Origin of the sequence: Oceanobacillus sp. FSL K6-0118 (genome assembly GCF_038006665.1) — a bacterium.
GTDB classification, from domain to species: domain Bacteria; phylum Bacillota; class Bacilli; order Bacillales; family Amphibacillaceae; genus Oceanobacillus; species Oceanobacillus caeni.
Map to the genome: position 1 here is coordinate 1,201,070 of NZ_JBBOVR010000001.1, position 21,976 is coordinate 1,223,045.

The 21,976-nt window shown below is 35.6% G+C and carries 25 protein-coding genes and 1 riboswitch; of the genes, 16 read left to right on the forward strand and 9 right to left on the reverse strand.

The genetic code is table 11. The annotated features are described in order from the left end of the window. The first annotated feature begins 5 nt into the window (after positions 1 to 5). The 10 genes from MHI02_RS06260 to MHI02_RS06305 all read left to right on the forward strand — a co-directional run bounded on the left by MHI02_RS06260 (position 6) and on the right by MHI02_RS06305 (position 6,214). Complete coding sequence (locus MHI02_RS06260; protein WP_341165764.1) at positions 6 to 431, forward strand: YwqH-like family protein; 426 nt, start codon at positions 6 to 8, stop codon at positions 429 to 431. Positions 432 to 436: 5 nt separating this feature from the next. Beyond that, complete coding sequence (locus MHI02_RS06265) at positions 437 to 733, forward strand: TIGR04197 family type VII secretion effector (protein WP_204798213.1); 297 nt, start codon at positions 437 to 439, stop codon at positions 731 to 733. A 19-nt stretch (positions 734 to 752) separates the two neighbouring features. Then, entirely contained in the window at positions 753 to 2,231 is a 1,479-nt protein-coding gene (locus MHI02_RS06270) for a T7SS effector LXG polymorphic toxin (RefSeq protein WP_204798214.1), read from the forward strand. A 36-nt stretch (positions 2,232 to 2,267) separates the two neighbouring features. Next, positions 2,268 to 2,798: a hypothetical protein gene (locus tag MHI02_RS06275; protein ID WP_204798215.1), complete on the forward strand. Its 531-nt coding sequence runs from the start codon at positions 2,268 to 2,270 to the stop codon at positions 2,796 to 2,798. A 100-nt stretch (positions 2,799 to 2,898) separates the two neighbouring features. Continuing rightward, positions 2,899 to 3,192: a DUF4176 domain-containing protein gene (locus MHI02_RS06280; RefSeq protein WP_244986950.1), complete on the forward strand. Its 294-nt coding sequence runs from the start codon at positions 2,899 to 2,901 to the stop codon at positions 3,190 to 3,192. Positions 3,193 to 3,295: 103 nt separating this feature from the next. Further along, positions 3,296 to 4,069 carry a hypothetical protein gene (locus MHI02_RS06285; protein ID WP_204798216.1) on the forward strand — a complete coding sequence of 258 codons (774 nt, stop codon included), beginning with the start codon at positions 3,296 to 3,298 and terminating at the stop codon, positions 4,067 to 4,069. Positions 4,070 to 4,327: 258 nt separating this feature from the next. Next, positions 4,328 to 4,630, forward strand: coding sequence for a hypothetical protein (locus MHI02_RS06290; protein WP_341165765.1), 303 nt, complete (start codon positions 4,328 to 4,330; stop codon positions 4,628 to 4,630). Between the two features lie 13 nt (positions 4,631 to 4,643). Further along, entirely contained in the window at positions 4,644 to 5,183 is a 540-nt protein-coding gene (locus MHI02_RS06295) for a hypothetical protein (RefSeq protein ID WP_341165766.1), read from the forward strand. Between the two features lie 147 nt (positions 5,184 to 5,330). Continuing rightward, positions 5,331 to 5,654, forward strand: coding sequence for a hypothetical protein (locus MHI02_RS06300; protein WP_244986951.1), 324 nt, complete (start codon positions 5,331 to 5,333; stop codon positions 5,652 to 5,654). A 20-nt stretch (positions 5,655 to 5,674) separates the two neighbouring features. Next, the gene (locus tag MHI02_RS06305; protein ID WP_060667851.1) at positions 5,675 to 6,214 is read left to right on the forward strand and encodes a hypothetical protein; all 540 of its coding nucleotides are present in this window, start codon (positions 5,675 to 5,677) and stop codon (positions 6,212 to 6,214) included. Between the two features lie 448 nt (positions 6,215 to 6,662). Here MHI02_RS06305 and MHI02_RS06310 read toward each other — a convergent pair whose 3' ends face one another. Next, positions 6,663 to 7,202 carry an ECF transporter S component gene (locus MHI02_RS06310; protein WP_204798432.1) on the reverse strand — a complete coding sequence of 180 codons (540 nt, stop codon included), beginning with the start codon at positions 7,200 to 7,202 and terminating at the stop codon, positions 6,663 to 6,665. A gap of 180 nt (positions 7,203 to 7,382) precedes the next feature. Here MHI02_RS06310 and MHI02_RS06315 point away from each other — a divergent pair, with 180 nt between their 5' ends. Continuing rightward, positions 7,383 to 8,231: a pyridoxamine kinase gene (locus MHI02_RS06315; protein ID WP_047186484.1), complete on the forward strand. Its 849-nt coding sequence runs from the start codon at positions 7,383 to 7,385 to the stop codon at positions 8,229 to 8,231. Between the two features lie 95 nt (positions 8,232 to 8,326). Here MHI02_RS06315 and MHI02_RS06320 read toward each other — a convergent pair whose 3' ends face one another. From MHI02_RS06320 to MHI02_RS06330, 3 genes are all read right to left on the reverse strand, one after another. Next, complete coding sequence (locus MHI02_RS06320) at positions 8,327 to 8,863, reverse strand: chromate transporter (RefSeq protein ID WP_047186490.1); 537 nt, start codon at positions 8,861 to 8,863, stop codon at positions 8,327 to 8,329. Further along, complete coding sequence (locus MHI02_RS06325; RefSeq protein WP_047186485.1) at positions 8,863 to 9,438, reverse strand: chromate transporter; 576 nt, start codon at positions 9,436 to 9,438, stop codon at positions 8,863 to 8,865. Before MHI02_RS06325 ends, MHI02_RS06320 begins: the two co-directional genes overlap by 1 nt. A gap of 103 nt (positions 9,439 to 9,541) precedes the next feature. Then, complete coding sequence (locus tag MHI02_RS06330) at positions 9,542 to 10,771, reverse strand: MFS transporter (RefSeq protein ID WP_204798431.1); 1,230 nt, start codon at positions 10,769 to 10,771, stop codon at positions 9,542 to 9,544. A gap of 417 nt (positions 10,772 to 11,188) precedes the next feature. Here MHI02_RS06330 and MHI02_RS06335 point away from each other — a divergent pair, with 417 nt between their 5' ends. The 4 genes from MHI02_RS06335 (at position 11,189) to cax (ending at position 14,827) form a co-directional block, all read left to right on the forward strand. Then, positions 11,189 to 11,914: an ABC transporter ATP-binding protein gene (locus MHI02_RS06335; protein WP_341165767.1), complete on the forward strand. Its 726-nt coding sequence runs from the start codon at positions 11,189 to 11,191 to the stop codon at positions 11,912 to 11,914. Continuing rightward, positions 11,911 to 12,939 carry an ABC transporter permease gene (locus tag MHI02_RS06340; protein WP_204798429.1) on the forward strand — a complete coding sequence of 343 codons (1,029 nt, stop codon included), beginning with the start codon at positions 11,911 to 11,913 and terminating at the stop codon, positions 12,937 to 12,939. The genes MHI02_RS06335 and MHI02_RS06340 overlap by 4 nt, the downstream gene beginning before the upstream one ends. An 18-nt stretch (positions 12,940 to 12,957) precedes the next feature. Then, entirely contained in the window at positions 12,958 to 13,605 is a 648-nt protein-coding gene (locus MHI02_RS06345) for a TetR family transcriptional regulator (protein ID WP_204798428.1), read from the forward strand. A gap of 160 nt (positions 13,606 to 13,765) precedes the next feature. Continuing rightward, entirely contained in the window at positions 13,766 to 14,827 is a 1,062-nt protein-coding gene (gene cax, locus MHI02_RS06350; RefSeq protein WP_204798427.1) for a calcium/proton exchanger, read from the forward strand. Positions 14,828 to 14,887: 60 nt separating this feature from the next. Here cax and MHI02_RS06355 read toward each other — a convergent pair whose 3' ends face one another. The 5 genes from MHI02_RS06355 to MHI02_RS06375 all read right to left on the reverse strand — a co-directional run bounded on the left by MHI02_RS06355 (position 14,888) and on the right by MHI02_RS06375 (position 19,814). Then, complete coding sequence (locus MHI02_RS06355) at positions 14,888 to 16,810, reverse strand: LTA synthase family protein (protein ID WP_338113673.1); 1,923 nt, start codon at positions 16,808 to 16,810, stop codon at positions 14,888 to 14,890. 205 nt (positions 16,811 to 17,015) lie between these two features. Next, complete coding sequence (locus MHI02_RS06360) at positions 17,016 to 17,738, reverse strand: ABC transporter ATP-binding protein (protein WP_047183918.1); 723 nt, start codon at positions 17,736 to 17,738, stop codon at positions 17,016 to 17,018. Further along, on the reverse strand, positions 17,728 to 18,504 hold the full coding sequence (locus tag MHI02_RS06365) for an ABC transporter permease (RefSeq protein WP_047183919.1): 777 nt from the start codon (positions 18,502 to 18,504) through the stop codon (positions 17,728 to 17,730). Before MHI02_RS06365 ends, MHI02_RS06360 begins: the two co-directional genes overlap by 11 nt. Next, positions 18,504 to 18,794, reverse strand: coding sequence for a thiamine-binding protein (locus tag MHI02_RS06370; protein WP_047183920.1), 291 nt, complete (start codon positions 18,792 to 18,794; stop codon positions 18,504 to 18,506). Before MHI02_RS06370 ends, MHI02_RS06365 begins: the two co-directional genes overlap by 1 nt. Positions 18,795 to 18,815: 21 nt before the next feature. Further along, a complete protein-coding gene (locus tag MHI02_RS06375) occupies positions 18,816 to 19,814 on the reverse strand; it encodes an ABC transporter substrate-binding protein (protein WP_204798426.1) in 999 nt (332 codons plus the stop codon). 118 nt (positions 19,815 to 19,932) lie between these two features. Further along, positions 19,933 to 20,042: riboswitch (TPP riboswitch) on the reverse strand. 407 nt (positions 20,043 to 20,449) lie between these two features. Between MHI02_RS06375 and MHI02_RS06380 the strand changes: the two genes are divergently transcribed. Next, positions 20,450 to 21,913 carry an MDR family MFS transporter gene (locus MHI02_RS06380; RefSeq protein WP_047183922.1) on the forward strand — a complete coding sequence of 488 codons (1,464 nt, stop codon included), beginning with the start codon at positions 20,450 to 20,452 and terminating at the stop codon, positions 21,911 to 21,913. Positions 21,914 to 21,976: the final 63 nt, after the last annotated feature.

A 21,976-nucleotide genomic window follows, 5' to 3' on the forward strand; every position in this document is an offset into this window, starting at 1 on the left:
GATGAATGAGTACTTCATTGAGCCTATTAAACTCACAAAAGCGGAATGTGCAAATTGGAATTACAAATGCTAAAGGTAATATTTCTGCAGTAGAGGATAAAATTGCACGATTAGAAGCGGCTGTAGGGGAACTCCAGACAAGTATTGAGAAGCTGGAAACTACAAAAACATCTATTGACGATAGGTTAACCATTGGTGATAACAACTGGAGAGGTGAATCCAGAAAGACTTTTGAAGATCAATACAGTGAATATCAGGAATCTGTCAAAAGTTATGTTTCCAAAGCAGAAGATGCGAAAGAGACAATGGAACAAGAAATCACGCGTTACAAGGTCTCCAGAACGAACTATATAACTGGATTGAATAATCTTGAAAACACACTGACTTCATTAGAAAATCAAATTAGCAGAGCTGAAACAGAGAAGGGGTGATAAGCATGGAGATAAAAATTAATATGGATGAATTTCTGACAGTTACATCGTCGTTGAAATCTTCAACTGGAAATATATCAAGCAGTATGAAAACAAACCGAACATTGGAAATGACGAACATTAATCCATTCACAAAAGATTTGGAACAGACAATAACAGCCATTGAATTACTAGAAAAATATAAAGCCCTTCTTGAGTCAGATAATACAATTTTGAAAGATACAGGAGAAACGATGAAAGAGAATGATGAACAAATAGCTCAAGCAAATAACAATGCAATCGATTCACAGCCAATAAGCTAAAGATTAGGAGTGATGATAAATGGGAAACAAAGTGGATCTCTCAGAAGTTATTGAACTGTCAAATGACTTGAAATCCGCTTCGGAAGAAATAAAGGACAGTTTAACGAGTGTTGAAGATAGCATTGATAGTCTAATTTCCTTAAATTCGTTTTCAGGAGAAACTGCAACCGCGGCAAAAAATTATTATCAAGATCTTCATCAAACTGTTTTAACATCTTTCAAGGGACTGTTCACGGATCTTCATGAAAATTTAGAACTGCATATAAAAACCTTCCATTCAAAGGTAGATGAAAGCGAAACAGCATTGATAAAAAGTGATTATTTAAAGAACAAAGAAGAAGATATGAACGATGACTATAAAAAATTAGATGCTGCACAACAAACCGTAAGAGACATTATTAATAGTGTTGAAGATATCAGCAGTGCCACTGCACCATCAACTGCATCTATCGATACCGCTAAAAATGACGCAGTGGATACCTTAATAGAATTAGAGGAAAACTTGAATTCTTTCACGAGTGAAGGAGAAGATCAGATTTCTGATATAGACACCTTGCTGAGTAATATTGAGATGACGATCAATGATGCCGGAGCTGTTTCAGGAAGCGGAAGATTTATGGATTATACAGGAACCTCTATGACTCTAGGGTTGCCAATATTGAAGGCTTATAATGAAGAAAAGCAAAGGGAAGCGGAAGTCGAAAAGGCCAGGGAAGTCAAGGACGAGGCAATTAACGATATGGATGAAGATTCCCAAGAAGTATTAAATAAAGTTTATAATGACTTGAAAAATGGGGAGATTGATAAAGCTGAATTCTACGAGACTTTATCCGTTCTGCAAAAAGCAGAAAAAGATTATGAACTCGGAGTAATTGATGAGGCTGTTTATGATTCGATCAAAGGTATTTTAATTAATTCAGGATTTACTTCTAGTTTTACACAAAACTCAATTCAACAAGTAGTTAGTGATAAAATGTCAGAAGGCATCGCAACGAAAGTGCACCAATGGTTGCAACATAATACCTTCAAATTTGTTAATCGTGGTTTAGTAGCAGCACCTGTATATGGGAATGTTCAAACATTTACGGAACCACCTTCTAGTCTGACTAACGCAATACGCACGGGAGCAAGGCATGGTACTTCAATTGTAGGTACAGCAATTGATTTTGGGATTCAATTATATTCAGGCGAGAATGTGACGGATGCAGCAGTGAAAGCAGCAAGTCATACTGCTATCGGGTTAACTGGGGCGGAGATAGGAGGGGCAATAGGCTCCGTTATACCTGTAGGCGGAACAATCATTGGTGGTGCAATAGGATTCGGCCTTGCTGTTGGTGGCTCGATGGCATTTGATTGGTTCTACAATAATAAAGATAGAATTGCAAAAAACATCCAAGATATAGGAGAGAGTGTTGTTGATACAGTTAAGGATGCAGGTGAAAAAATAGGAGAAGCTGTTTCTGGGTTTTTCGGAAATTTAGGTTCTGTGTTTGGTTAAATCACTATTTTTAACGAGTTTTATGAGGAGAATTAGATGAGTGAAAAAATTATTCCTATCTATGGAAAAAAAGAAAAAGGGAAATCAGGGTACACTATATTTATAGATTTACATACAAAAAAAGTATATCGAGCGTTTCATAAGGAAGTCAGTCAATCAACGTTTATGATAAGTTTTTTTGCAACTATCATTTTGATGAGATTCCTAACTGATGTTTCACTTCCTGATTTTCATCCATTTTTGATATTAATATTCATTTTAACGGGAGCATCTATTAGTGTTTACATCGGCATGATAATTCAAAAGAAATTTATGGGAGATTTAATAGAGATCTATCCATCCGAACCAATGGTAGAGGATTTTATAGATGAGGGCAGCACTTTATTTAAAAGAGAGGTCATTATTGCAGCAATTCTTTTACTAGTTTCTGTTATTTTAGTTGGCTTGTTTATCATTTATAATTGGCTTGTTTGGCTTCTGTTTTCTTTTATGTCTTTTGCTATATCGGGAATGATGTTCAACAGTCTGTCCATAGATAGATGGAAATTATATAAATATAGACGATGATTTTGTGAACCGTTTATTGTGATACAAGTCAGTGCGAAGTGAAGAAAAATAAGATGAAAAACTTCAAAATTCATTCAGGTTAGAAAAGGAGTTTTTAACTATGGAAATTTTACCAATTGGCAGTGTTGTTAAATTAAATAACGGGGATGTAAAATTAATGATTTTAAATAGAGCCCCATTATATAATCAAGATGGAAAAATAGGATACTTTGATTACTCAGCATGCGTATACCCTGCTGGTAAAGTGGAAGAACAAGTCTATTTCTTTAATAATGAAAACATCGAGGAAGTGTATTTTAGGGGATATGTAGATGAGCAAGAAGAACTGTTTCAGCAACAATATGAGGAAAAAATAAAAAACGTCATGTTTCCAAAATTTACGATTAAAGATTAAAAATATAGATGGAATTTAATTTATATAGATGCAAGGCAAGGGAGATTCCTTTGCCTTTTTACTTATTTTTTCTAAATGAAACAAAAGATAGGATGATAAAGTTATGAAAGTATTTAAGACAAGTGCCCAGGAATGGTACTTTTTACGAATATATTTACGGAATGTACTCTTAAAAGAAAGTGACTTATCTGAGGAACTAAAAAATGAAACTATTCAGCTTGAGAAATTTGCAATGATAGAACTTTTATTAAAAACACTTGCTAAAATAGTAGGTGTCACCAGTGTTGTACTTTTATTTTTATCCTTTTTACTAAATTCAAACCCCATGCTAACAATAGGAACAGTAGGTGTTTTAGCCGGGATTGGAATATATATATGGTCCTTATACTACACTTTCTCGCTTAAGCGCACTTTTAGAAGAACCAAAGAAAAGATTCACCACGCCCCAAGAGATGAAATAATTCCATTTTATTTTATTGATTCTACAGGCATTTGTATAAATGTTTTTAACACAGAAGATGAAAGCAGAAAGGTTTTCTTACATTGGGAAGAGCTTAGTCATTTTAAAATTGCGCCATTAAGTGTCTATCAGCATAATCTGCAATTGGAAAAGGTAAATAAGAAAAGAAAAGCAATTCTTGGTGGATTGCGTATGGAAGTTAAATATGCGGAGAAACAGGTTGGATCATTGCCTCATGAGGTTTCAGATAAATTTGACACAATTCAAGCAGCATATATCACAGCAAAACAAGATGACCGTATAGTCTGTGTCTTGCCATTATCCCCTGAATGGGTCAATGAGAATTCATTTGAAACAGCACTTGTTAACTATTTACCTTATAAAAAGAGCGATAGAGGGACAGACGCAGTGATTTAGCCTCCTTTTCACCCAATGATGAAAAGCTCATTAAGTGGTGAGAAGCGACTAAAGAATTATGAGATATGATCGTTTTAGTCTTTTTATGCGTGGTTCTTGTTGCAGATAATGTCTGAGAAGCAGAGTTCTTCAGTCTGGGTTGGATTCATTAAAAAACGGTATAATGTCTTTTGTGGGGTGAATTAAGTCGGAAGAGAGATTAATCTTTGACATAATTTGAAGCAAGAAACATTATGCAAAAAAGAAAGGAAATGTTATATGAAAAATATATTCTCAGGGTCATTCTCCCAACTGGAAGATACGGTCAGTGAGAGCTTTGCAAAAAACTCTATTGATACAATAGAGAGGTTTTCTTTTGAAAAGGCTATGATAGTTCTAGTAATTTTTATGGGTGGGTTCTATGCTTTTTATGGAGTAAGTATATATCTGGGAAATAATATGGATAGTGGATCAATTGTACTTGATATGAATAATGAGTACATTCCATTCCTAACAAATATTTGGTATCCAATAGTACAAGGTATATTATTTTTAATTACTGTATTTGGGGGGATATTATAGGAGGAAAAATAATGTGAAAGCATTTTATATTTATAATACTTTTCTTACAGTTTTTGTACTCCTGTTTATATTATTATTTTTAAAGTTTGCACAATTAGTTGTATATTCCTTTCCATTACGTATGGTGCATACGGTTTTATTTATTCTGTGTTTCGTTTATGTTTTTGTCCGGAGTTACCAAAATGCGAAAGAAATGGTATTTGGGGAGAAAAAGAAAAGAAGTGCCATCGTGGAATGGTTCAGTAGAAATCAAAAAAGTGTGCTAAGTGTTTTGGCAGGTATTGGTGGCCTGTATTATCTTGGTAAGGTAATATTTCCTGCAGCAGGAGACTTGAAAACTCGTTTGATTGGAGGGCTGATCGATTTCTTACCGCTGCTTGCCTGTTTAACTATTTTAGTATTTCTGTATTTAAATAATGTCGTGATAAGAAGCTACTACCTATATAAATATTCAGAAGAGTTCAGACTTAAATTTGGAATAGACAAGAGTAAGTGGTATGGGAAAAAGTATATAGATAAAAATAATTCTAGCTTGAAAAAGCGTAAATCATAGTTTTTTATTTATAAAAATTAGTAGGTAAACTACTTAACGGAGAATAGGGAGCACAGCAAATACACTCAACATTAGGATCGATGTAGTCGAACATAAGCATGAACGATTGTAACAGGAACAAGATATGCTGCGCCAGGTATAGGAGCAGTGCTAGATTTTGGTATTTTATTAGCTGGTGGAAAAGACGCAACCGAAGCAGCAATTAAAGCTACTGGACATTTAGGTGCTGGGTTAGCTGGCTTTATAATCGGATCAGCAATCCCAGCTCCTGTTCTCGGGCCAATTGCAGGATTTACAGCAGGGGTTCTTGGATCTATGGCATTTGATTGGTGTTATGACAATGCGGATATGTTAATTGTAGGCGCACAAAATGTAGGAAATGCTATTGTCGATAAAGTCACTGATACAGGAGAAAAAATAGGAGAAGCTGTTTCTGGATTCTTTGGGGACTTAGGCTCTGTATTTAGTTAAAAGGAGAATTTAATAATGATATGAGTGATAATGAGAAAGAAAAATTAATCCCTTTTTATAGATACCAAAAAAGAGATACACAAGGGTATACTTTGTTTTTAGATGTACATTCTCAGCGTGTATATAAAGTTATACACAAGGAGGGGAATGGTGTTGCATATTGGATTGCTTTCGCTTTAGTATTAGGGATAATAAGAGCGATTCAAGATATACATTTACCTATGAGCAATCCAGTAAACTTAATAATTGTAATTGTATTGGGTATATTAAGTGTGTTAAGTGGTGTTTTTATTTATAAAAACTACTATAAAGATTTAAAAGAAATTTATCCAACAAAAGATATGATAGAGGATTATATTTATGAAGCAAAGGGTTTATTAAAAAAGGAAGTAATAGTTACAATTATTGTGTCTATAGCTGTTATCATCTTTTTAATCTTGTTTTTAGTTAGTTATAGATTGATGTGGTTACTATTTTCATATCCTCTATTATCAGGGGTTGTGGTAGCAATATGTGGATTACCAAAAGCAAGATTTGAATTATATAAAGAAAGGAGATAGATGATATGGAAATTTTACCTATTGGAAGTGTTGTTAGACTAATAAGTGGAGATGTCAAATTAATGATATTGAAAAGCACAGAAGGAAAAGCTCTAGGTTAGTGTTGATATCGGACCACGAATACTGATATCCTAAGATGAGTGCTGATATCTCGGCCCTAAATACTGATATTCCAAGAGTGAGTGCTGATATCTCGGCCCTAAATACTGATATTCCAAGAGTGAGTGCTGATATCTCGGCCACAAGTACTGATATCCCAAGAGTGAATGCTGATAACCAGCTATGAGTGCTGATATCTTATGAACGGTTTGATATACCTCAAAGGGGAATCCGGTATTTAATTACACATTAGATTCTAATAATCTAAGAAAGTTATTAACGACTTACATAAGAGTGCAATCCCAAATGAGGAATTGCACTATACCTTAGAATTATTCATACAGCCTTTTTATTTGAAATAAGAGACCCTTTTCAAAGCAATACAAATTGGAATGGCAATGATAATACCTAATACATTTTGAACAAGGTCTCCAGGTATGGAGGCTAAAGGTGCAATCCAATTACCGTATAGAAAGCTTTCACCAATATAATAAACAGCTACCATAAATGGAATGGAAATGATGGTTGCCGTTAAATTTAATGCCAGGCTATTACCTTTGTGACCATTTAACCATGAAATTTTACCAACGATATATCCTTGTAAACCACGAGAGACAATCGTGATTGGCGCCCATAGCACCCAACCTCCAATGATATCAAACAATCCCATTCCTATCGCACCAGCAAGTGCCCCTTTTTTAGGTCCAAATAAAATAGATGAAATAAATAGCATAGCTGTTCCTAGATGAACTAAACCACCATTTGCCGCGATTGGTAGTCTAATATTTAAAAAGACAGTAGAAACAAAAACAAGTGCAATTAACATGGATGTTATAATTAAATCTAGGGTTTTTTGACGTGATTTTAAAGTACTTTGCGTCGTTTGCATATCTGTATACCTTCCTATCTAGTATTTTTCTTATTACTTTAGCAAACAACTGGTCTATTCAAAAGTGTCAATTTAACAAAAAACGTTAGGGTCAGTTTGGGATGATGCGTTAAAGTGTTTCTGTTTTTCACGGAGTGCTATAATTGTAGCACGTACATAGTAGTTTTTTAGGAGGTTATTATGAAAAAAGTTGCTGTCATACAGGATTTATCATCATTTGGGAAATGTTCGTTAACAGCTGCGATTCCGGTTCTTTCTGTAATGGGTGTACAGGCATGCCCTTTACCAACGGCAATCTTAACTGCCCAAACTGGTTATCCAAGTTTCTTTTACGAAGATTTTACATCTAAAATGAATCATTTCACGGAGGAATGGAGTAAGCTTCCTGTAACCTTTGATGGAATCCATACTGGTTTTGTTACTGGTAGTGAGCAAATTAATAATATTTTCCACTTTTTAGATAGATTCCATACAAATGAAACTACCTTACTGGTTGATCCAGTAATGGGGGATACTGGGGAAGTCTATAAGCTTTTTACGGATGAATTGTTAGTACAAATGAAAGAATTGGTGAAACGCGCAGAGGTGATTACACCAAATGTTACGGAGTGCTGTTTGCTGGCAGGATTATCTTATGAAAAACTACATCATTATACAGATGAAAAGGATTATTTGAAAGCATTAGAAGAGGCTGGGAATGTTTTGCAGCAAGAAACTGGTGCTCAAGTTATCGTCACTGGAGTGAACCCACCATCAACAGATTCACATAAGCGGTTTATTGGAAATATGTATTTGGATGGAAGTAAAACCTTTTATCGGGCGATGCCGTATAACGGAAAAAGCTATTCTGGTACCGGTGATTTATTTGCATCCGTAATTATGGGAAGCATGTTACGTGGAGAAGACTTGCAAAAATCTGTAGAGCTTGCAGAGGCTTTCTTGAGAGAGGCAATCCATGATTCCACTTTGGAACAAATTGCCGAAATAGAAGGCGTAAATTTTGAGAAATATTTAGGAATGTTATTATAAAAATGATAGGAAACCTTATATTTAGGGTGGGCAACAAAGGCATTCGCTAAAATACTTAGGCGAATGCCAAGCCACTAAAGTTATGTACATATCTTTTAGGAACCCAAAAATACAGCCCCATAAATAAGAGCACCAAGCACAACATAAACGGGACTAATCCGTTTTACTTCTAAGAAATAGTAACCTGCAATAATTAATAATATCGTATGAATTACGCCAACATCTATGTACGAATCAAAGAAAAACTCAATCGTCATGACTCCCAGAAGTACTGCAATCGTAGGGCGGATGATATGGGTTAGCTTTTTAACTCGAGGTGAATCTTTAAATTTTAATAAAATACCTAAAAGGACTATTAATAAGATTAAGGAAGGGGCAACCGATGCGAATAAACCAATGATAGATCCTATCATTCCACCTTGACTAAACCCGACGTAAGCAGCCATTTTTGTCGCAATAGGTCCTGGTAAAGCATTACCTAAAGCTACCATTTCACTAAATTCTTGATTGGTGAACCATCCATATTTATCAACTACTTCATGCTGTAAGAGGGGGATTGTTGCGGGACCGCCTCCATAGCCAAGAATATTCGAAATAAAATTGGTATAAAAAATCTGCCAGTACTTAACAATCACGAGTCTCCCTCCTGATTAACACGTTTATCTTTTTCTCGTTCTTCTCTTGAAGGGAATAGTAGTGCATATAAAATTAATGCAACAATAACAATGGCCGGATGCAAACCCATTAATTCTATAACGATTACGCTAATACCTGTATAAAAAATTGCCATACCCCAGCCTAGGTTTATTTTTGATTTACGGAAAAAATCCCAGGCAAGTACCCCAATCATGACACCAGCTATAGGAAGAACGCCTTTAGACATGCCATGCACCCAAGGCTTATCTTTATATGTATGTAACGCAGTAAGTAAAAGGATGATTAAAATTGCTGTAGGTACTACGGTTGCTATGATGCTAATTAACATTCCAAAAAATCCCTTGAGACGCCAACCAATATAGCCTGCCATTTTTGTGTTGATTGGACCAGGCAATGTGTTCGCAAGTGCCAATATATTGGAAAATTCATCATCATCCATCCATTTATATCTTTCTACTACTTCTCTTTGCATAAGAGGGATTGCCGATAGTCCACCACCATAGCCAAGCATACCCGCGCGAAAAAAAGCGATGAACAGATCCTTGAGCATGTAGCTTAACATCTCCTTATTTCAACTAATGTTCTGTATATTAACTATGATGTATTCATAAATGGATGTCAATATATTTATATCTTTCTAACTTATGAATACCTTACTCATACCACTCCTGAACCTTCTTATCTGTAGGCAATAAGAAAGTGAGAAATCCAAGTAATGGCAACAAGGAAGCCATAATCATCGTTGTTGATAATCCTAATAAATCAATAAAGTAACCAAGGGCAACAGACCCGATGGCACCCATACCAAATGCTAGACCGACAATTAAACCAGACATTGTACCAATTTTACCTGGAACAAGTTCCTGTGCATAGACAACCGTTACGGAAAAGCTAGACATTAAGAATAATCCGATTGTTGCTAAGAGAATCATAGCAAAAATGGGTCCAACATAGGGTAATAAAATCGATAAAGGGCTGGATGCAACAAGGGAGAATAAAATAACATTTCTTCTACCAAAACGATCGGCTAAAGGTCCTCCAAGAAATGTCCCAACAGCCCCCATTGCTAGAAAGATAAAGATATAGATTTGTGATTTGGCGATAGTAAGATCATACGAATCGATCGCATAAAATGCATAGAAGTTCGAAATGGCTGCTGCATACCAAGAACGGGCAAAAACAAGGAAAATTAATACGATAAGAGCGCTTTTAATTGCCTTGGATACAGCTCTACTATGTGTTTTAGCTGCTAACTTTTTCTTTTTCGCTTGAATTGATTGAATTTGTCCACGATACCATTTAGCAATATACGTTAAAAATACAACAGCTAAGCCCGCAATCAATGTAAACCAAGCGGCTCCAATTTGTCCAAGTGGAACGAGAATTAATGCGGTTATAACCGGGGCCAATGCTTGCCCTGAATTTCCGCCAACTTGGAAAATCGATTGTGCAAGCCCTCTTTTATTTCCCGCAGCAAGATATACCACACGAGAACCCTCTGGATGAAACACCGCGGATCCTAATCCGATAAAAACAACACTCACTAAAACAAGCCAGAAATTCGGTGCTAGTGCTAAACCAAGCATTCCTACCATGCTACTGGTTAATCCAATTGGTAATGAGTAGGGTAGAGGTTTTTTATCCGTGAATGTACCGACTAAGGGCTGCATCACAGAAGAAATCATATTTAAGGTAAAGGCAATAAGTCCAAGCTGTGTGAACGATAGCCCCATCGATCTTTCCAAAATGGGAAACATAGCTGGAATAACTGCTTGAAGCGAATCATTTAATAAGTGACAAGCTCCGATGATGAATAAAATACGGTAAAGAGTTTGGTTTTCATCATGGGGCTTGCCAACATCTTTATGTAGCGCTTTTTCCAATTCAAATCCTTCTTTCCGATTTACATTTTTAACGTGAAGTGGCTGGAAGACTTTCTTAAGATGAAAAATAAAAAAATACTTGATGTTTCACGTTATATTGCTATTTTACATAGGATATTTAATTTTGCAATACTTCTGAACTATTTATCCCACCTAAACGGTCAGTAAGACTCCCAGCTCAAGCTTCCGGGGAAACAATGAAGGTAGGTGGGAGATCAACTACCCCTAAAGCTCCAATAAGTACGATTAACCATCAGTCAGTTGGGGATAACGGAAAACCTCCACTGATGGAAGTCTTCTTTATGAACCCTTCAACTAATGAGTGATTACTCACTTTACAAACTGTGTGTTATACAGTAGGGTAGTAAGTGATTACTCACTTATGGAAATCTGCTTGTTAAGAAAGGACTGAAAAAGATGAAAGAAGACATTATTGTCGTCCAAAATGTAACGAGGCTGTTTGATAAACAGCGAGCACTAACGGACATTACGATGAACATGGTTAGAGGAGAAATATTTGGACTTCTTGGACCATCTGGCGCTGGAAAAACAACTTTAGTAAAACAAATTGTTGGTTTAGATTCCCCAACAAAAGGTGTTATTCAAGTTTTTCAAGAAAAGATGCCTTCTTTAAAAGTGATCCAACGAATAGGGTATATGGCACAATCAGATGCTTTATATGGTGAATTAAAAGGAAAAGAAAACTTGGAATTCTTTGGTGCTTTATATGGGTTGAAAGGAAAAAGGTTACAAAACCGAATAAATGAAGTATTGGAGGTCGTGCAACTAACAAATCATGGGGAAAAATTAGTCTCCAATTATTCTGGAGGGATGAAGAGAAGGCTTTCTTTAGCAATTGCCTTACTACATCAGCCTGAATTATTAATTTTGGATGAGCCAACAGTTGGGATTGATCCAGTGCTTAGGAAAAGTATCTGGGAAACATTCTATCAGTTAAAGGAAAAGGGAAGAACAATCATTGTTACAACACATGTCATGGATGAAGCAGAAAAATGTGATAGGCTTGGTATGTTACGGGATGGTCGCCTAATTGCAGTAAATACACCAGAACAATTAAAAATGAATACAAATTCCAGTTCCATTGAGGAAGCATTTTTGGCCTATGGGGGTGCTCGTTCATGAGAATTAAAGCACTAGTCATTCGTATTTTACGTCAAATTATCCGTGATAAGCGGACTTTAGGATTACTTATTTTTGCTCCAATATTAGTATTAACGATGCTTCACCTCGTATTTAATGGAAATGATTATGTACCAAAAATAGGGTTAGTAAACATTCCCCAGCCGATTGAAAACCAATTGGAATTTGATCATGCAGATATATCTTCATATAATACGGTAGAAGAGGCAGAACGAGATCTGGAAAATCAACAAATTGATAGTTATCTATTTTTTGATAATGGAGCTCCGTCTATTGTATTAGAAGGTAGTGATCCAACTGTAAATAGTGTTACCATGAAACGATTAGAAGAAGGATTACAATTTTTGCTTCCAGAAAATTCAAATGCAAATTTTGATGTTGAATTTTTACACGGATCATCCCACATGAGACAATTTGATTATTTTGGTCCAGTATTATTAGGATTTTTTGTTTTCTTTTTCATTTTCTTAATTGCAGGAGTGTCGTTTCTTCGTGAAAGAACGACAGGTACATTGGAAAGATTAATGGCAAGTCCATTAAGAAAGTCAGAAATTGTTTTAGGCTACATTATTGGCTTTGGTATTTTTACTATCATTCAAGCTACAATTATCGCTTCTTACTCCATTTATGTATTAGGTATGAAAATGGAAGGTGCATTTATTAATGTTCTCCTTATTATTTTGTTACTAGCGTTTACAGCATTAACATTAGGAATCTTACTTTCTACTTTTGCAAATAACGAGTTACAGATGATTCAATTCATTCCAATCATTGTAGTGCCTCAAATATTCTTTTCGGGATTGTTTAATCTTGAAACCATTTCGGATTGGTTAAGTTGGATTGGGCCATTAACTCCTTTGTATTATGCAGCAGAAGCTTTACGAGATGTGATGATTAGAGGGTATACTTTAGGAGACATATATATACCAATCTTAATTTTATTTGGATTTTCAGCTATATTTATGGTATTAAACATTGTTGCTTTAAGGAAATATCGAAAAATATAATATAACAAGGAGAAGAAGATGCGAGAGCAAGAAAATCTTTTAGAAGAATTATTTAATCAAGATAAAGACTTTACGGATAAACAAAAGAAAATACTTATCGCTGCGATTGAATCTTTTGCCGAGAAAGGGTATGCTTCTACGTCCACTAGTGAAATTGCCAAAAAGGCGGGTGTCGCAGAAGGAACAATATTCCGTCATTATAAAACGAAAAAAGAGCTTCTCTATTTCATTGTTGAGCCCATGATAAAAAAAGTAATCGCACCTTTTGTCATTAAAGATATGCGAAAAGTACTCGATCAAGAGTTTGAGGAATTTGAAGACTTTTTACGTGCTATGATCACTAATATGCTTCTTTTTATCAGTGAAAATAAGCTTTTATTTCGCATTTTAATTCAAGAAATCCCTTTTCAACCTGAGTTAAGAGAAATCTTTAAAAAACATATTGCTACAGAAGTTATTACAAGATTTTCTGAACTAATCTCTTACTATAAAGAAAAAGGTCAGCTTGTTGACTTGTCAACCAGGGCAATTATTCGTTCTGTCGTTTCGAGTATTTTTGGCTATATTATAGCTAGAAATATTTTAGCACCTGAGATAGATTGGAACGATAAAGAAGAAATGGAACAAACTATTCAATTTATAATGTATGGATTAAAGAGAAAATAATTATAATATGAATTAAACCGTGTTGGTCATGTAGACTGGTACGGTTTTTTTAATGATAAAAAAGAAACGGTAATGCCTCCACTAATGAAAGTCTTCTTTATAATTTTCCTGTAATAAGGGTAAATTAAAAAAGATTCACAAGTGAGAGGAATGAAAAGTTATGGTAAATAAATTATTCTTAATAATGCTTATCATTGGACTACCGCTTTCTGTTGCAGGTACTTTGTTGCATTGGTCAACGGTACTTATGTTCATCATTTACTGTTTAACTATTATTACATTAGCAGGTTATATGGGGAGGGCAACTGAAAGTTTAGCCATTGTGATGGGGCCAAGAATTGGTGGACTCTTAAATGCCACATTTGGTAATGCGGTAGAACTTATTATCTCGATATTCTCATTAAAAGCTGGTTTAATCGGAATTGTACTAGCTTCTTTAACTGGTTCGATAATAGGAAACCTGTTATTAGTAGGGGGGTTGTCCTTCCTTATAGGGGGAATCAAATATAAGAGGCAGCCTTTTAACGTACATGATGCAAGAAATAATGCGGCTCTATTGATATTTGCGGTTGTCGTTGCATTCGTTATTCCAGAAGTATTCTCTTCTAATATGACAGCCCAAGAAACGATGAATCTTAGTGTGGCTGTATCGATTATTTTGATTATTTTATATTTGGCTACATTATTCTTTAAACTTTTTACACATCGTGGGGTTTATCCATCAAGTCATGAAGAGGAATCTACTACTCATGAGGAAGAACCAGAGTGGGGGAAAGGGAAAGCAATTATTATTCTTGCCTTAGCTACGTTGGCTGTTGCTTATGTGTCGGAAAATTTAGTTCATACTTTTTCAGAAGTTGGGGAAACCTTTGGATGGACGGAGTTATTTATAGGAGTCATCATTGTAGCTATTGTCGGTAATGCCGCGGAACATGCATCCGCTGTTTTGATGGCTTTAAAAAATAAAATGGATGTTGCAGTTGAAATTGCAGTTGGATCTACCCTGCAGGTTGCGATGTTTGTTGCTCCTGTGTTGGTATTAGTGTCTCTTTTATTTGAAACTTCCATGCCGCTTGTATTTACGTGGCCTGAGTTAATTAGTATGGTTACGGCGGTGTTCCTAACGATAATGATTTCTATTGATGGAGAATCGAATTGGTTTGAAGGGTTGGCATTATTAGCTGCTTATTTAATCATGGGAGTTGGATTTTATCTCCTTTAAAGTAACCGATCATTATAAAAGAAAAACCCGAACAGTTATGATTGTTCGGGTTCTTTCATTCTATTCTTTTTTATAAGAGTAACTATTAACATCAACTGGTTTCCATTCATCGTTTGGTTTGTAGAAACGTAATAGATCACCATACATTACTTTATCAGATAAATCTAATTCATGAAGCACTGTTTCTTTTTGTTTAATCATTTCTTCTGTAGGTTCTTCGATTACTTCTTTTGTTTTATTATCGTAATATACCCCGTCTAGATAAGTGAAATCTTTTGTTACAAAATTCCCTTTACGGAACGGTACATAATCTTTGTGATCCTCGGAAAACATATCCGTACCCATTAGAATATAATCTTGTGCATCAATACCTAGAAGATGCAGCATAGTTGGTACAACATCAATTTGTCCACTATATTCATGATTAGTTCCTTGGCCTTTTACTCCAGGAATCTTTATCATAAATGGAACACGATGTAATTCAGAGTATTTAAGTGGAGTAATTTCTTCACCAAGAATCTCTTCCATCGCTTTATTATGATTATCCGAAATACCATAATGGTCACCATATATCATAATAACAGAATCGTCATATAAACCAGCTTCTTTTAAATCGTTAAAGAATTGTTCTAGTGCTTCATCCAAATACCGAGCGGTTTGGAAATAATTGTTTACCGTTTTATCATTAGTTTCGGCTGGTGCAAGTGTTGCTTCTTCTTCATTAATTGTAAAAGGATGATGATTCGTCAATGTCATTAAGTGCGCATAAAATGGTTGTTTCATTTCTTTTAGATATTTAATAGACTCTTCAAAGAATGGCTTGTCTTTTAATCCATAGTTAATAACATTGTCCTCACTCATATCATAATAATCTTCATGATAAAATTCATCGATACCAAAGTGTTTATAAATTTCATCCCGATTCCAGAATGATTTACCATCACCATGTAAAACTGCACTAGTATACCCTTGACGCTCGCCAATAATTGCTGGGAAGGATTGGTACGTGTTGTCACCTTTCATTACAAACGCAGATCCTTGTGGTAAACCATAAAGCGAATTATCCATAATTAATTCAGCATCAGCTGTTTTCCCTTGCTCCGTTTGATGGAAGAAGTTATCAAAATATGTGAAATTCTGACTTTCATCATGTACTAATGAGTTGAGAAATGGTGTAACTTCTTCACCATGTAATTTAAAATCTATTAGAAAAGATTGGAAAGATTCTAAATGGATCTTAATAATATTTTTACCTTCTGCGACACCAAAGTAAGCAGGATTTGGTTCAGCATATTTAGTTTTTGTATAGTTTTCAACAACGGTAATATCATCACTATCTGCTAAAACTCGTTGTGTGGAAGTATTTGCACTTTGAATCGTATCATAAGCAATGAAATTGTATATACCTAAATATTTCACTAAATAGTTACGGTCAAAAGCTCTTTCTAACAATTGTGGTCTATCAGCTTCCGCTAAACCTAGATTAATAGTAAATACTAAGACCCCCATTGCTAGAATGGTAAGGGGTTTACGTACTTTTATACGTGTTTCAGACCAGTTCCCTTTAACCATGTTATATAAAACTATTAAAACGACAATATCTATTAAATATAAAAGGTCATGCCATTGCATTAAACTAATGATGCTACCGCCTAAACTGCCAAAGTTATTTGTTTGCATCATTGTCGCTAACGTTATAAAGTCACTATTAAAACGATAGAATACAATGTTTGCATAAAGAATGAGGCCGAGTAACACTTGCATAATGATTAAGCGTCTACCAACTTTACGTCCTTTAGAAAATAGTGTAATTCCTAGGAGAATTAAACCTGAGCTTAAAGGGTTTAAGAATAATAGAAATTCTTGGATAGCCCCCTTCACACCCAAATCAAATTCCACTTTATAAATCAAATAAGTTTTCAACCAATAAAGAACTAATACAATTGAGAAGAATCCCATCTTCGTAGAAATTAATTTCTTCACTTATTCTTCACCTCGAATGGTTTCTAGGTTAATTTAAATTTTAAATTATTTTTAGTACTTACAAATGCTAATTATAACACATGGTTTTGGGATTAGGAAATGGGAAGTAATGGTTGATTTTGTCGAATCCATTAATAATAAGTTAAAGATATATGAAAAAGAGACAGTCCATTGTCCGGCTATTGCTGGGACGATGGATCTGTCTCTACATTTCTTCATATATTTTCTTTTTCCAGGTTAGAAATTCTTCAGACAACAACAAGTTTACGTCTCTTGGACGGTCAAAGGGGATGATGAATTCCTTTTTAACAGTTGCCGGCTTATTCGATAAAATAATAATTCGATCGGATAAAAAAATAGCTTCTTCTATGTTATGAGTAATAAATAATATGGAACGTTTATGCTCTTCCCAAATAGAAAGAAGCCATTTTTGCATTTTTGTACGGGTAAATTCATCTAAGGCAGAAAATGGTTCGTCCAACAAGATTAGAGATTGTGGGCTTAACAAGCTTCGAATAAAAGAAACACGCTGTTTCATTCCACCTGATAATTGACGAGGGTAGGAGTTTTCATAGCCCTTAAGCCCGGCCCGTTCAATCATTTCTAATGCTTTTTCCTTATCAACCTTTCCTGCAATTTCTTGCCCAAGAACTACATTGTCCAAAATCGTTCGCCATGGAAAGAGGGAAGAGGATTGTGGCATATAGCTAATCGAACCACGTTTCCCATTGATTTTTTCTCTATCTAAATAGATCGAACCTCCCGATGGCTGGCTCATTCCACCAATAATGCTAAAGAGTGTACTTTTCCCACTTCCAGATGGACCTAATAGAGAAACGAATTCCCCGTCTTTGACGGAGAAGTTGATATTGGATAATACATGATTGTCTTCAAACGATTTGGATATATCATGAATTTCAAGACTCATATGGATTTATTCCTTCCTCTGGTTTCCACTTAATGACCCTTTTTTCGATAAGGGTTATTAGTAAAAAGAATAATAAACTGAGTGCCACAATAACGATAATGGCTACAAAGACACGATCGGTTCGGTAGGATGAAGATGCTAATGTCATATACACGCCAATACCTTTACTTGCACCTAGCCATTCGGAAATGACTGCGCCCATCACACTATATGTTGCAGAAATCTTTAGTCCTGAGAATAGGGATGGTAAAGCGTTCGGCCATTCTAGTTTCCGAAAAGTTTGTCCTTTTGTCGCACCAGCCATTTGAATATAGTGTTTTAAATCAGCATCTGTTTGACGAAAGCCATCAAGTAGAGCAATGGTTATCGGAAAGAAACAAACGAGCGAAATAACAATTAGCTTCGGTAGCATGCCAAATCCAAACCAAATAACAAGTAATGGTGCTAGGACAATAACAGGAATGTTTTGTGAAATAATGATAAATGGATAAAATAAGTCCTTTAGTAGAGGCATTAAATGGAGACATATGGCAACAAAAACGCCAACCCCACTACCAATTAAAAACCCAAGAACAATCAATTGAATAGTAGATGGAAGGTGTTCCGTGTAAATTGACCAGCTAGTCCATGCTTCTTGGAAAATTTGAATTGGTCCAGGAAGTAGCCATGATGGCATGTCAAAAATTCTAGTTCCAACTTCCCACAAGATGAAGAAAAGGATGATAGCCAGAACCGGCCTCCATCCTTTTTTTGCCATGGTACTCATTAACGATACTTCTCCGTTAATTGATCCATGGATGCACCGTCTGGTTTATAAAAAATCTTAATTTGAGAAATGGCACTAGCACAACCTTTCTCAACCATTTTCTCATTCATTTTTTCCACAATTTGTAGTAATTCAGAAAGGTTTCCTTCCATGGTTGTTTCAAGTGGATTAACCTGGTATTTCACACCTGATTCATCAATCACTTTAATTGCTTCATCTACTAATGGATATGTGTCTACTCCGTTTTCTGCTTTAGGAATCATTTGAATACTTAATAATGCGTTTGCCAATTAAAATCTCTCCTTTATCATTTAAGGTAAAAAGTCATTTGTAAATGCCTTTTCACTATCCAGTTCAACTTCTAATAGATCATTTTCATACATCCAATTTGCATAGTTTTCCCATATTTCTAGCTTTTGAATTCCCCATTTTTCTGCATCATCTTGATATTTAGGAGACAGCCACTCTTGACTTGCTTTAACTAGTTCAGGGTCAAGGTCTGGTACTGCTTCAATAAGTACGTCTGCAGCTTCGCTTGGGTTTTCTATTGCGAACTCATAACCTTTGGAAACAGCACGTAAGAAGCTTTTAATAGTTTCCGGATCATCTTGTATCATATTTTCATTGGTTGCTAATACCGGAGTATAATAGTCTAATTTCTTACTATAATCCGTTAAATAATTCATATGAAGCGGTTGGTCACGGAGCTCTGCTTTAATACCATCCCAACCATAGTAAATCCAAGCAAAATCAATTCCTTGCTCAAGTGCTGTGAAAAAGTCTGTATTTCCGATATTAACGATTTCAACCTTCTCTACATCGGCATTATCCTCCTGCATAATCGAATCTAGTACAGCCTTTTCCACTGGTGCACCCCATCCACCATAAGATTTACCCTCAAAGTCTTTTGCAGTTGTAATATTATTTTCCTTTAGGGAAGCAAAACCAGACGTATTATGCTGAATAATAGCAGCAATCGAAACAATAGGTACATTTTGTATTCGTGCTTCCGTAATTCCTTCTTGGTAGCTAACACCAAAATCAGCATTTCCAGTAGCGACTAATTGCTCAGCACCTGCTTCTCCAGGCTGAATAATGTCAACATCTAAACCTTCTTCTTCAAAATACCCTTTATCCCTAGCCACATAGAGACCAGTATGATTGGTGTTTGGGGTCCAATCCAGAACAAGGGTTATTTTTTTTAGTTGCTTTGCATCTTCACCTGTTTGATCTGTACTTTCTTCATCTGTGTTGTTACCGCATGCAGCTAGTACAATTAGCAACAGGCAAAAAACAGATAATTTCCTCATAATAAATAGTCCTCCCTGTTTTTAACTAAAAGAATAAAACTCGAGTAGGGAATAACACGAATTAGTAGCCAACAAAAAGCACCCTAGACAAATTGCCTAGGGTGCATACTTTAGTTATGTACGTATCAGGTATGTTCCCTACGCTGGTCTTAGCCAGATCAGGTTCTAAGGGTTAGTATCTAACGGATACAATCTCAACCAGCAACACTGGTACCCCCACAGTCATCTTAAGTTGTAATTTACACAATTAAGTATTGCATAGTTTTTCTAATATAGCAAGAAATTTGTAAAAGTTTGACGATTCTTTTAAAGTTGCACAACTTGATATTGTTTATGAATATGATTTTACGTTTAAAAAATTTTTCCTTCCTATTAAATTACCTGTTCTAATTACCCCACCTAAATGGGCAGTAAGACTCCCACCTTAAACTTCTGGGGATACAAATAGGTGGGAGAACAACTGCCCGTAAAGGTTCGATAAGTGCCGACTAACCATCAGTGGGGGATGAAGGAAAGCCTCCGCTGATGGAAGTCTTCTTTATCTAGCTGAAATTTAGCAAAATTCCTATTTCCTTTTTACCTGAAATGCATTATAATTTATGAATTGTTATGAAGAAATAGGGGAGGGGAAGGATATGCAAACGGTAAGTTATAACCGAAAAACGATTGTCGCATTGTTGCTTGCTGGGGCATTTATTTCCATTTTAAATCAAACGTTGATGATTACTGCAATTCCCCCAATTATGGAGGAAATGGGAATTACGGCAAACACTGGTCAGTGGCTAACCACGGTGTTTATGCTTGTCAATGGTATTATGATTCCCATTAGTGCATTTTTATTAGAACGGTTTACGACAAGACAATTGTTTATAACGGCAATGAGTATTTTCGCTATAGGCACATTAATTTCTGGGATTGCGCCTAATTTCTCTTTCTTATTAGTAGGGCGAGTCATCCAGTCTGCTGGAGCAGGGGTTATGCTGCCACTAATGCAGACAGTATTTCTTTTAATCTTCCCAGTTCATAAACGTGGATCAGCTATGGGATTAATTGGTCTTGTTATATCATTTGCACCAGCACTTGGTCCTGCCATATCAGGATGGGTAACAGAGCATTATTCTTGGAGGGTATTATTCTTTATCATCCTACCAATTGCAATTGTAGATATTATCATCGCCTTTTTCGCATTGAAAAATGTAACGGAATTAAAGAAACCAAAATTAGATATTCCATCTGTTATTTTATCCTCTTTTGGTTTTGGTGGATTACTTTATGGATTTACTTCAGCTGGGAATAACGGTTGGGGAGCAAGTTTAACCATCATTTCACTCACTGTTGGAGTAGTGTCACTCTTTATGTTTATTTTAAGACAGTTAAGACTGCAGCATCCAATGTTAGAGTTCAGGGTTTTTACGTATTCTCTATTCCCACTAGCCGTTGTTATTGGAATCATTTCGTTTATGGGGCTAATCGGGACAGAAACACTTATCCCACTTTATATGCAAAACATGCGTGAATTCACTGCTTTTGAAGCGGGGATTGCGTTATTACCAGGTGCGTTGATTTCAGGGTTTATGTCTCCTATTACAGGTAGAATCTTTGATAGATATGGTGCGCGTAAGCTAGCGATGACTGGACTACTAATTGTCGCTGTCTCTTCCATTCCATTTACTAGATTAGATACGGAAACATCCTTGGCTTTCATGACAATCATGTACAGTATTAGAATGTTTGGACTATCTATGGTCATGATGCCAATTTCAACAGCGGCATTGAACCAATTACCAAAACGACTAATTCCACACGGGGCGGCAATGGATAATACAATGAGGCAGGTCGGCGCTTCTGTTGGAACAGCTATTCTTGTTACAGTTATGACAACAACAGGAGAAACGGCAGCTAGAGCAGATATTCCTAATCCAGCTATCTATGGAGTGAATGTCGCATTTATCGTGATAACTGTTCTTGCTTTTGTTGGACTATTGACCTCGTTTTTCGTGAGGGATAGTAAAACATCTCAAGAAGAAGTGGAGAAAAGAGATTTAGAGAGATTAAGAGAAAAACAACACGATAATCAGAAAATTTATCAAAAAGCTTAGATGATGGTAGCCCAATATTCATAATATTCATTATGAATATCGGGTTATTTATTTGGCAGCTAG